Raw genomic sequence first — 10,191 nt, forward strand, 5'->3', positions numbered from 1 at the left:
GTTTTAGGCCCAGCTGGAGCCGACGGCGCTGTCGGTCTGCGCCATGTTGCTGCCGGCTGACTGAACCTTCTGGCCGTGTGCGTTGGCCTGCTCGTAGATCACCTGGAAGTTGCGGCCCAACTGGGCGATGAACTCCTGGCAAGCCACCGAACCGGCGCCGCCCCAGAAGTCACCGGCAGCCAGCACATCGCGAACGATGGCCTGGTGCTCGGCCTCGAGGTTGGCGGCCTGGGCGCGGATGAGCGCGCCGTGAGCGTCGACGTCGCCGAACTGGTAATTGATCGTCATTGTTCGAAGTCCTTTCCTTAGCTGCTGAGGATCTGCTGGGAGGCCTGCTCTTGCTGCTCGTAGTTGTTCGCGTCGCGGATCAGTCCGTCACGAACGCCGTGCAGCATGTTCACGATGTTGCGGAACGCCGTGTTCATCTGGCCCATGGTGTCCAGCGAGGTCGCCGAGGCCAGACCGCTCCAGCCCGCACCCGAGATGTTCTGCGAGGACGCCCACATGCGACGGGCCTCGTCCTCGACGGTCTGGGCGTGGGTCTCGAAACGGCCCGCCATGTCCCGCATTGCGTGCGGGTCAGTCATGAAACGTGTAGTCACCTGATTTCTCCTTTAACTCGTTACTGCTGATCGGTTAGTTAAGGCACGATGGCCGATCGGCTACACGCGGACGTATCCGCCGACCGGTAGTACTGCGAATCTCCCCTTTCGGTCAGCCGGCGGCCACCGGGTGCTCCACGGTCGGAAAGGTGTCGAACCCGAACGCCGGTGTCCGGATTGACGGCGAATGCAGGTGATTCGTGAGCGATGGCCCCGACCGGCCGTCAAACCCCGAAATCACCGCCTTTTGGAACGTCGCAGTGGACCTCACGCCCCCGGCTGCCCGTCCCGAAATCTCAATGCGCCAAATCGTCAGCCGGCTGCCGCTGCGTTGGCGGCCTCGGTGGCCGCGTACGAGCCGGAGCTGGTCGACAAGGTGTTGACGAACATCTCGTGAATGGCCGCCGCCTGAGCGCTGACGGCCTGGTACATCTGAGCGTGCGCCGCGAATTGGGCCGCGGTCAGCGCCGAGACCTCATCGGCTGCGGCAGGAACCACCCCCGTGGTCGGCGCCGCAGCGGCAGCGTTCTGAGCGCTCATTGTGGTGCCGATACCCTGCAGGTTTCCGGCCGCAGCGGCGAGCGCCTCCGGCTGTGTGGTCACGAACGACATGCTGTTTCCTCCCTAAATTCATCCCAGCAACCGCTCCCTGGACGAGAGTAGATGACTGCCTGGCGCCAGGTCGCCTTCGATGCCGCCTGGTCGACATTTGTTCACTAGACGGCAATACGAGTTGACCTCTCGTAACGACACAGTAACAGCGCCTGACCTGCTTCGGAGGACACTCGCGGCAGTCCACAGCAACCTCGTACCCGGCTATCCCTGGGCAGGCGGTGAGCTGGGCTTTTCCCGGCGTATGCAACGGTCTACGCGGCGGGCAGTTCGGCCTTGTGGCGCGGGCAGTAGGCGTCGATCGCCGCGCCGACGAAGAAGCCGGAGTGGTAGGCGGGCATGCTGCTGCTGTTCAGCACGTCGTTCGCCACGTCGCTGGGTGACATGCCGTTGTCGAGTCTTACGCAGACGAAATGCCCTGCCTCGATCGCATGCGCACTGGATATGTGGTCGATGATGCCCTCGGACTTCAGTTCGGCGATGAACTTGTCGTCGGTCATATCGGCGTGTGCGGTTGCGACCGCCAGTGGGGCTAGCACTGCGAGCAGCACTGCCGGCACCATACGACGCGAATACATTCGGCGGCTCCCACCACTTCGCATTTACTTGCGCCTCAATTTTCGCCAGTGCCGGTCCCCGGTTCCAGTTGAGCGGAAGTTGTACTTTTTTTGTTTACCCGCCGGCCACTTCGGTGGCACGCCGTGTGGACGTAGCGGCGGAAGACGGTGCCTGTGACCTGCCGTTCACATTCGAGTCGCGGCGACGCCACTCGCCATTAATTTGCGACCGAGGCATTGCCAGTAGGGTTTCATCCTGCGCTATAGCGAGCACCGCAGAATACCGAGTTTCTATTTCTGAATACGAGGAATGAATTGCTCATCAACCGAATCGGCCCTTTCTGGGCGGCGTTTGCTGCCATCGTTCTGCTGGCCTCCGGATGTGGTGGTCATAATCGGACCGCCCCGGAACCGGGGAGCGGCGACACCGCGGTGAATTGCGGCGGGAAAAAGATCCTGAAGGCCAGCGGGTCAACGGCGCAGGCGAACGCGATGACCCGGTTCGTCAGGGCTTTCGAGGGGGCATGTCCCGGGCAGACGACGGATTACACCCCGGACGGGTCCGGAGCGGGGATCCGCGCGTTCCTGGACAACCAAACCGACTTCAGCGGCTCGGACTCGCCGCTGAGCCCGCGCGAGTATGCCGATGCCCAGCGGCGTTGCGGTGCCCCGGCGTGGAACCTGCCGGTGGTGTTCGGACCGGTCGCCATCACCTATCGCGTGGACGGGGTGCCGGCGCTGACGCTGGATGGTCCGACAGCCGCGAAGATTTTCAACGGATCCATCGTCACCTGGAACGATCCCGCCATCGTGGCGCTGAATCCCGCCGCCAAGCTACCCACCGAACCGATTCGCGTGGTGTTCCGCGGCGACGACTCAGGAACGTCGGACAACTTCCAGCGCTATCTCGACACGGCGGGCGGCAGTGCCTGGGGTAAGGGCGCCGGCAAACAGTTCAGGGGTGGGGTCGGAGAGGCGGCCGTGGGCAACGAGGGCACCGCGACCGCCGTCAAGCGCACCGAGGGTGCGATCAGCTACAACGAATGGTCGTTCGCCCAGGAGCAGAAGCTGGAGATGGCCAGGATCGTCACCTCCGCCGGTCCGGAGCCGGTCGCCATCAGCGCCGACTCAGTGGCGAAGACGATCGCCTCGGCCGGCATCGTCAACAAGAGCAACGACCTGGTCCTCGACACCATCTCGTTCTACCGGCCCACTCAGCCCGGTTCTTATCCGATCGTGCTCGCGACATACGAGATCGTGTGCTCGAAGTACCCCGATGCCCAAGTCGGTGCGGGGGTCCGGGCGTTCCTGCAGAGCACCATCGGACCGGGTCAGAACGGGTTGGCGGACAACGGCTACATCCCGATCCCGGACGCATTGAAGTCGCGACTGTCGGCTGCGGTCAACGCCATCTCGTGAGAACGAATACGTTTCAGCCGACCGGTAGCTGGCGGGGCATGACGGTGGGCTTGATCCCGTAGCGCGGGGCCGCCCCCGCTCCACGGGTGTTGCCTCCGCCGCCGACAGGCATGCCGCCCAACACATTTCCGCTTCCCGCGGACTCCGCGGCGGTGATGGGTTCGCTGATCATCTGGACGGCCGGGCGAACGGCCGGAGCCGCCGACGCGCCCGGCCACGACGAGGGCACGGCCAGGTGGCCGATGTGGGCGCCGTTGCCCAGGCCGGCTGCCACCTGCCCGCCGGCACCGAGTCCCGCGGTGAGCGGGGGCGCCGGTACCGCGGCCGCGGCGGCGGGAGCCGCGCCGCCGAGCAAGCCCGCCGATTTGGCCATCTGAACACCGAAGTTGCCCATGCCGACGCTGAAGTACGGCAGGCCTTCGGTGTTGTAGAAGAAACTCGCGTAGTTCGAGTAGCCCTGCATGAAGGTGCCCAGGTTGTTCGGCAGTGTGGTCTGACCGGTCAGCAGGAACCAGATCTCGGTGAGAATCGGGAATTGGGTCGCCGTCTCGGTCAGCAGTTGCTGTGTGCCGGCCGGGGTGGCCAGCAGGCCCAGCCGGCCGGTGACCTGACTGAAGAAGCTCTGCAGTGACTCCTGGACGGAAGCCGCCGGGGCGGCCTGCGCCGCGGCGACCGCTGCGGCCTGCGTGGTGGTGCCCGCGGCGATCGGCGCAGGGGACGTAAACGATTCCAGCTTCGACGCGAGCGCGGAGGACGACGCATACCCGTACATCGTCAGAGCGTTCTGCGCCCACATTTCCGCGTACTGGGCTTCCAGTTGGGCGATCACGCCGTTGTTCAGACCAAAGATGTTGGTCTGCAGCGCTTCCGCCAGTTCGGCACGGTTGGCCGCTACCAGCGGCGGCGGCACGATCGAGGCGAACGCGGTCTCGAAGGCGGCCGCCGCCGACTGTGACTGGCCAGCCGCACGTTCGGCCTGCGCGGCGGTAGCCGTCAGCCAGTCCACATACGGCTGGGCGGCCTGTGCCATCGTCGCCGAAGCCGGTCCCAGCCACTCTTCGCCGACCAGCCCACTGAGCACGGCTTCGTAGGCCTGCGCTGTCGACGCGAGCTCGGCTGCCAGCGCATTCCAGGCGGACGCCGCGGACACGAAGGATGCCGCTCCCGGACCGGAATACATCATCGCCGAGGTGACCTCGGGCGGCAGCACCCCAAAATCGGTTGCCATCTTGCGACTCCTCAATAGCGTTGCGAATCGGGACAATTCATCCGGCTGACGGTGGTCGGGTGAGTACGGTGTAACGAAGTCCATAGCGGACGCCCATGTTGCCCGCGCGCTGGCCGCCGCGCGCTCCGGAAGGGAATCCGCGCAGCGCGGCGTTCACGCCGTTGACGTGGCCAGGCTCGCCGGGGGACGCCGTGAACTGGGTGCTCGTCACGCTCGGTGCCACGTGTTCGGCGGCGGGCGCACCGGCCCAGCTCGCCGGGACCGACAGCGCGCCGATCTTGCTGGACGACGCGACGCTTGCGGACAGATTTGCCCCGCTGTGAAAGTTCCAGCCGCCGGCACCCAGGGCGGCGAACTGCGGTGTCGGGTACCAGGCGCCACCCGAACCTGCGGTTGTGCCGAGGCCGGGTTGCAGCTGTTGTGCGATGGACCAGCCGAAGTTGCCGATGCCCACTCCGAAGTAGGCCTGCAACGTCTGCCTGATGGCGGTGTACATGCCCGGGTACAGTCCGGCCCAGTTGTTCTCCGGCGTCGGAAGCCAGCCGAGCAATGGAACGGTGCTGATCGGCGTGTCGGCGATGATCACTACATCGGGAGTGCCGGCGGCCGCGGACCCTGCGGAATGCTGCGGGAGCGCAGCCGAAGTCAGCAGCTGCGGAATCGTCGGCGCGGTGCTCTGCGCTGAATCGTCGACCGCCGCCGGAATTGTGGTGTTCGGGGGCACCGAGAACCTGTTCAGTTCGGTTGCCAGCGCGGACGCCGCCGCATACCCGTACATGACGGCGGCGTCCCGGGCCCACATCTCCAGATAATCGGCTTCGGTCGCCGCGATCGCCGGGAGGTTCTGACCGAAGAAGTTGGTTGCGATCAGCGTCATCAACAGAACCCGGTTGGCCGCGATCACTGGCGGCGGCACCGTGAGGGTGAACGCGGTCTCATAAGCCGCCACCGCTGCCCGGGCCTGGGTGGCCGCGCTCTCCGCCTGACCCGCGGCGGCATTGAGCCAGCCCACATAGGGTGTCACCGCGGAGAGCATGGAGCGCGACGCCGGACCGACCCATGGCGAGCTGGTCAATTCGGTAATGACGGACTCGTAACCTGTTGCAGCCGATGATAACTCGCATGCGATGCCATCCCAGGCGGTGGCCGCGGCCAGCAGCGGACCGGGTCCCGGGCCGCTGTACATGCGGCCGGAATTGATCTCAGGCGGCAGCGCCCCGAAGTCGAACAACACCCCTCCTGACGATCGGCGTCGCTATCGCGCGGAGCAGCCTCACGAATCTGGGCTGATTGGAATTTAAAGGGGGGGTTCGGGCTTTGGATCGGCCAATGCCAACTATTCACTGCCCGTCGACGTCTGTTAATCGACAGTTCAGATCTCAGTCCGCTTCCAGAATGATCGCCATCTCGGGGCAGGAGGCGGCCCCGTCGCAGGTCCGTTCCTCGTCCCCTGGTGCCACCGCGTGTTCTTCGAGGGTCGAATACCCCGACTCGTCGATCGGGAACAGCTCCGGGTCCACGGCGTAGCACTGTGCGTGTCCAACGCATTTCGATCGGTCCAGACGCACCTTCACCGGGGGAAGCTTAGTCGTCAATAACCTCAGGGAGTGGCATGGGAGACTTCGCCTCATGAGCGCTCCGGGTGGTAACCGGTCAGGGTCATTCCACCTGCCCAGGCTCGAATACTCGTCGCTGCCGTTGACCGATGACCGGGGGGTCGGCTGGCGGATGCTGCGAGACGCCGGACCGGTGGTGTTCATGAACGGTTCCTACTACCTGACGCGGCGCGAAGACGTGCTCACCGCCTTGCGCAACCCCCAGGTGTTCTCCTCGCGCCTGTTGCAGCCGCCTACCAATCCGCTTCCGGTACTTCCGCTTTCGTTCGACCCCCCCGAGCACACCCGCTACCGCAAGATCTTGCAGCCCTATTTCAGCCCGCATGCCCTGAGCAGGTCGCGGCCGGTGTTGCAGCGCCACGCGGCCACGATGATCGCTGAGCTCGCCGAACAGGGACAGTGCGACGCGATGGCGGATTTGGCGCGCTTGTATCCCTTCCAGGTGTTCCTGGACCTCTACGGGCTACCACTGCGCGATCGTGATCGGCTGATCGCATGGAAGGACTCGATCGTCGGTGACAAACCCTTTCTCACCGTGGCCGAGGCGCAGGAGGGTCAGGTCGAGTTGTTCGAATATCTGAACGACGCGATTCGGCAGCGCCGGCGGCAGCCGGGCCCAGACATGTTGTCCGCGATCATGACCGGGCCGGGAGACCTGTCCGATCTCGAACTGCTGGGCATGAGCCACCTGCTGATTCTGGCAGGTCTCGACACGGTGACCGCGGCCATCGGATTCGCCTTGCTGGAACTGGCCCGCAGGCCGCCATTACGCGCGGAGCTTCGTGACGACCCCCGCCAGATCAGAGTCTTCATCGAAGAAGTGGTGCGGCTGGAGCCGTCGGCGCCGGTGGCACCGCGGGTTACCACCGAATTCGCCACGGTGGGTGGAATGACCTTGCCTCCCGGGTCGCAGGTGCGGCTGTGTCTTGCTGCCATCAACCGCGACGGCAGCGACGCGGTATCTACCGACGGGCTGCTGGTGGACGGAAAGGTGCACCGCCACTGGGGCTTCGGAGGTGGACCGCACCGCTGCCTGGGTTCGCATCTGGCCAGAATGGAACTGACCGTGGTCGTCGCCGAGTGGCTGCGCCGCGTCCCCGATTTCGGGCTTCCGGACTCCTATCGGCCCGAAATCGCCTTCCCCTCCAAGACGTTCGCCCTCACCTCACTGCCGCTGATCTTCGGCTAACCGGCGAACGGCGGTCGCGCCATGACGGTCGGGCGGAAGCCGTACTTCTGCCCACCGGCGGCGGCCGCGCCGGCCCCGAGACCGCCTAACGGCATGCCGCCCAGCAGGTTTCCCGTGGCTTCCGGGGTAGCGCTGACGGTGTTGATCGGGATCGGCGCCGCGTGACTGACGGCCGGACCGAGCGTCGCGATTGCCGGCGGCACCGACAGCTTGCCGACGGATGCGGCCTGCCCGAGGCTGGCAGCGACCTGTCCGCCACCGCCGCCCAGCAGGCTACCCAGTCCGCCGAGCCCGTGCGCGGCGCCGGCGGCGGCCGACGAGGCTGCCGGTGCCAGCCCCTTGCTCAGGGAGAGCAACGTGTTGGCCATACCGGTGGAGAAGTACGGCAAACCCTCGATGTTGTAGATGGGACCGGCGAAGTTCCGGAACGCGGTGATGAGCCACTGCGGGTTCAGCGTGCTGTTGCCGCCGATCCCGGTGAGCGCGGATCCCAGCACGGAGTTCGGGTTGAACGTGATGCCGGTCAGCGACTCGCTGGTCGGATTCAAGCCGAGCAGGGCCATGTTTCCCGGCGACGCCAGATTGTTCAGCTGACTCTGGATTCCACCGAGCAGGTCCGACAAAGTCTGCTGCGCCGACCCGGCCGCGGTCGCGGTGGCCTGGGACACCGCGGCACCCTGGACGGCCGATGCGGCCGGGTTGGCCGTCTCCGGGGGCGCGGCGAACGGGGTCACCTTGGCTGCGGAGGCCGACGATCCCGCGTATTGGTACATGGCGGCGGAGTCCTGCGCCCACATCTCGCCGTACTGCGCTTCCAGGGCCGCAATCACGTTGTTGTTCTGCCCAAAGACGTTGGTGGCCATGGCCTGTGCCAACTCGTCGCGGTTGAGTGCCACGAGTTGCGGCGGAACCGTGGCGGCGAACGCGTTCTCATAGGCGGCAGCCGCGGCGGTGGCCTGCCCGGCGGCCTGTTCGGCCTGTGTCGCGGTGGTGCTCATCCATGCGACGTAGGGCGTGATCGCTTCTGTCATCGAGGCGGATGCCGGCCCCATCCACTCCTCGCTGGCGAGCCCGGTGACCACCTCGTCGTAGGCGAGGGCGGACGCATTCAATTCCGCGGCCAGCCCGTTCCAGGCGGACGCGGCGGCCACCATCGGCCCCGAGCCAGGACCCGAATACATCAGTGCCGAATTGACTTCCGGCGGCAATGCCCCGAAATCCATGGTGTGGCCCTATCTGCTCGCGGCCGCGTTGGCGGCCTCGGTGGCTGCATACGATCCGGCGCTGGTACCCAGGGTCTTCACGAACATCTCGTGGATGGCCGCGGCCTGGGCGCTGACCGCCTGGTACATCTGGGCGTGCGCGGCGAATTGTGCTGCCGTCAGCGCCGATACCTCATCCGCGGCGGCCGGAACCACTCCGGTCGTCGCGGCGGCGGCCGCCGCGTTCTGAGCGCTGACGGACGAACCGATACCTTGCAAACTCGCCGCGGCCGACGACAGTGCTTCTGGTTGCGTAGTTACGTATGACATCTGTTTCCTCCTCGAATAAGACTGCGAATGAACATGTTTCGTTGCAGTTGAACGGTTCCTCGGACTCCTTCGGGTTATCCGGCCGACGGCGAGCGGGTCAGCACGTTGTATTTGAACCCGTACTTGTTGGTGTAGCCCCCGGCAGCGCGACGGCCGATTCCGCTGCCCGGCAATCCGCTGAGCATGCCGTTGGTGGTGGATTTGGCGGCCGTGGCGCCCAGGCCGTCGAAACCCGCGGAACCCGGCGGCAGCGGCGTGACCTGCGAGACGGTGTTCGCGGCCCAGGTCGGCGGGACCGACAGCTTGCCGATCGCGCCGGCCTGGCCCCAGCCCGCGGATACCGGTGTCCCCCAGGCGCCGATGGCACCCGGGGGTGGCAGGGCCCCACCCAGTGCCGGGTTGGGGGCGGGTGCGCCGGGTAGCAGGCCGCCGCCCCATGCGACGAGTGAGTTCACCGAGCCCAGTGCGAAGTACGGGTAGTTGGTGACCGAGTTCCAGATGTTCGTGGAGTTTCCGAATGCCGTCGCGATCAGCCCGTTCGGTCCGAGGAACCACGATGGGAGCGCGACGGAGTCGGGGGTGAAGGAGAATCCCAATCCAGTCAGGATCTCCTCGATGCCGCTCAACGGCGCCGCGGTGGACACCGACGATTCCAGCCCGCTCAACATGGAGCCCGCTGCCAGGGCCGGCGCCACGGTTGCCGCGGCGTTGCCGGCCGGGGTCGCCGCAGCCTGGCCGACGGCGGCGGCCTGCCCGGCCTCCGCGCCGGCGTTGGTGGTCAGCGGGGGCGCAGTGAACGGACTCAGTTGCAACGCGGTCGCAGAGGAAGCTGCATAGCCGTACATCGCGACTGCGTCCTGAGCCCACATCTCTGCGTAGTGCGCCTCGGTCGCGGCGATCGCCGGTGTGTTCTGACCGAAGAAGTTAGTGGCGATCAGTGTGGCCAACAAGGCCCTGTTGGCCGCGACCACCGGCGGCGGCACCGTCATGGCGAACGCGGCGTCGTAGGCGGCGGCGGCCGCCCGCGCCTGCATCGCGGCCTGCTCGGCCTGCTCCGCGGTGGCGGTCATCCATGCCACATACGGCGCGGCGGCGGCCACCATCGACTGAGATGCCGGTCCCACCCACGGTGAGCCGGCCAGCTCGGTGATCACCGAGCCGTATCCCGTTGCAGCCGTGCTCATTTCGGCGGCGAGGCCATCCCAGCCCGCCGCGGCGGCCAGCATCGGCCCCGCGCCAGGGCCGGCATAGATCCGTCCCGAGTTGATTTCGGGCGGTAAAGCTCCGAAGTCCAACACCACCCCTCCTCAGCCAGCCGAGACCAGAACGGCGATCCCGGTGTTGGCATTGGCATTGATCGGGCCGTACCCGGCCCACGCAGCTGCCTTGCTGCAATTGCTCCCCCGGTCGACCCGGCCTGGTCATAGGGCGGGTCG

Annotated in this window: 12 protein-coding genes; 2 read left to right on the top strand and 10 right to left on the bottom strand. The window is 66.3% G+C overall.

All coding sequences use genetic code 11. The features are described 5' to 3' along the window. Window positions 1–3: 3 nt before the first annotated feature. From ACNQS7_RS03555 to ACNQS7_RS03570, 4 genes are all read right to left on the bottom strand, one after another. Window positions 4–288, bottom strand: a complete 285-nt coding sequence (locus ACNQS7_RS03555) for a WXG100 family type VII secretion target (RefSeq protein ID WP_055579135.1) — start codon at window positions 286–288, stop codon at window positions 4–6. Between the two features lie 17 nt (window positions 289–305). Then, window positions 306–602: a WXG100 family type VII secretion target gene (locus ACNQS7_RS03560; protein ID WP_055581207.1), complete on the bottom strand. Its 297-nt coding sequence runs from the start codon at window positions 600–602 to the stop codon at window positions 306–308. A gap of 312 nt (window positions 603–914) precedes the next feature. Then, window positions 915–1,214 carry a type VII secretion system ESX-5 target PE19 gene (locus ACNQS7_RS03565; RefSeq protein WP_055579137.1) on the bottom strand — a complete coding sequence of 100 codons (300 nt, stop codon included), beginning with the start codon at window positions 1,212–1,214 and terminating at the stop codon, window positions 915–917. A 254-nt stretch (window positions 1,215–1,468) separates the two neighbouring features. Continuing rightward, window positions 1,469–1,765: a DUF732 domain-containing protein gene (locus tag ACNQS7_RS03570; protein ID WP_418011458.1), complete on the bottom strand. Its 297-nt coding sequence runs from the start codon at window positions 1,763–1,765 to the stop codon at window positions 1,469–1,471. Between the two features lie 321 nt (window positions 1,766–2,086). Between ACNQS7_RS03570 and pstS the strand changes: the two genes are divergently transcribed. After that, complete coding sequence (gene pstS, locus ACNQS7_RS03575; RefSeq protein ID WP_418011459.1) at window positions 2,087–3,190, top strand: phosphate ABC transporter substrate-binding protein PstS; 1,104 nt, start codon at window positions 2,087–2,089, stop codon at window positions 3,188–3,190. 13 nt (window positions 3,191–3,203) lie between these two features. On the opposite strand, the gene ACNQS7_RS03580 is transcribed toward pstS, so the two are convergent. From ACNQS7_RS03580 to ACNQS7_RS03590, 3 genes are all read right to left on the bottom strand, one after another. Beyond that, window positions 3,204–4,418: a PPE family protein gene (locus tag ACNQS7_RS03580; RefSeq protein ID WP_418011460.1), complete on the bottom strand. Its 1,215-nt coding sequence runs from the start codon at window positions 4,416–4,418 to the stop codon at window positions 3,204–3,206. 37 nt (window positions 4,419–4,455) lie between these two features. Then, a complete protein-coding gene (locus ACNQS7_RS03585; protein WP_418015865.1) occupies window positions 4,456–5,649 on the bottom strand; it encodes a PPE family protein in 1,194 nt (397 codons plus the stop codon). Between the two features lie 148 nt (window positions 5,650–5,797). Next, on the bottom strand, window positions 5,798–5,992 hold the full coding sequence (locus ACNQS7_RS03590; protein WP_418011461.1) for a ferredoxin: 195 nt from the start codon (window positions 5,990–5,992) through the stop codon (window positions 5,798–5,800). 55 nt (window positions 5,993–6,047) lie between these two features. Between ACNQS7_RS03590 and ACNQS7_RS03595 the strand changes: the two genes are divergently transcribed. Next, window positions 6,048–7,223 (top strand): cytochrome P450, encoded by a 1,176-nt coding sequence (locus ACNQS7_RS03595; protein ID WP_418011462.1) that lies wholly within the window; start codon window positions 6,048–6,050, stop codon window positions 7,221–7,223. On the opposite strand, the gene ACNQS7_RS03600 is transcribed toward ACNQS7_RS03595, so the two are convergent. From ACNQS7_RS03600 to ACNQS7_RS03610, 3 genes are all read right to left on the bottom strand, one after another. Continuing rightward, window positions 7,220–8,446: a PPE family protein gene (locus ACNQS7_RS03600; protein WP_418011463.1), complete on the bottom strand. Its 1,227-nt coding sequence runs from the start codon at window positions 8,444–8,446 to the stop codon at window positions 7,220–7,222. The two genes, ACNQS7_RS03595 and ACNQS7_RS03600, sit on opposite strands and share 4 nt — an antisense overlap. 9 nt (window positions 8,447–8,455) lie before the next feature. Next, window positions 8,456–8,755 (bottom strand): PE family protein, encoded by a 300-nt coding sequence (locus ACNQS7_RS03605; RefSeq protein ID WP_055579982.1) that lies wholly within the window; start codon window positions 8,753–8,755, stop codon window positions 8,456–8,458. A 74-nt stretch (window positions 8,756–8,829) separates the two neighbouring features. Beyond that, the gene (locus tag ACNQS7_RS03610) at window positions 8,830–10,053 is read right to left on the bottom strand and encodes a PPE family protein (RefSeq protein ID WP_418011464.1); all 1,224 of its coding nucleotides are present in this window, start codon (window positions 10,051–10,053) and stop codon (window positions 8,830–8,832) included. Window positions 10,054–10,191 lie beyond the last annotated feature (138 nt).

This window comes from Mycobacterium sp. 23 (assembly GCF_048287075.1).
Classification (GTDB): Bacteria; Actinomycetota; Actinomycetes; order Mycobacteriales; family Mycobacteriaceae; genus Mycobacterium; species Mycobacterium gordonae_B.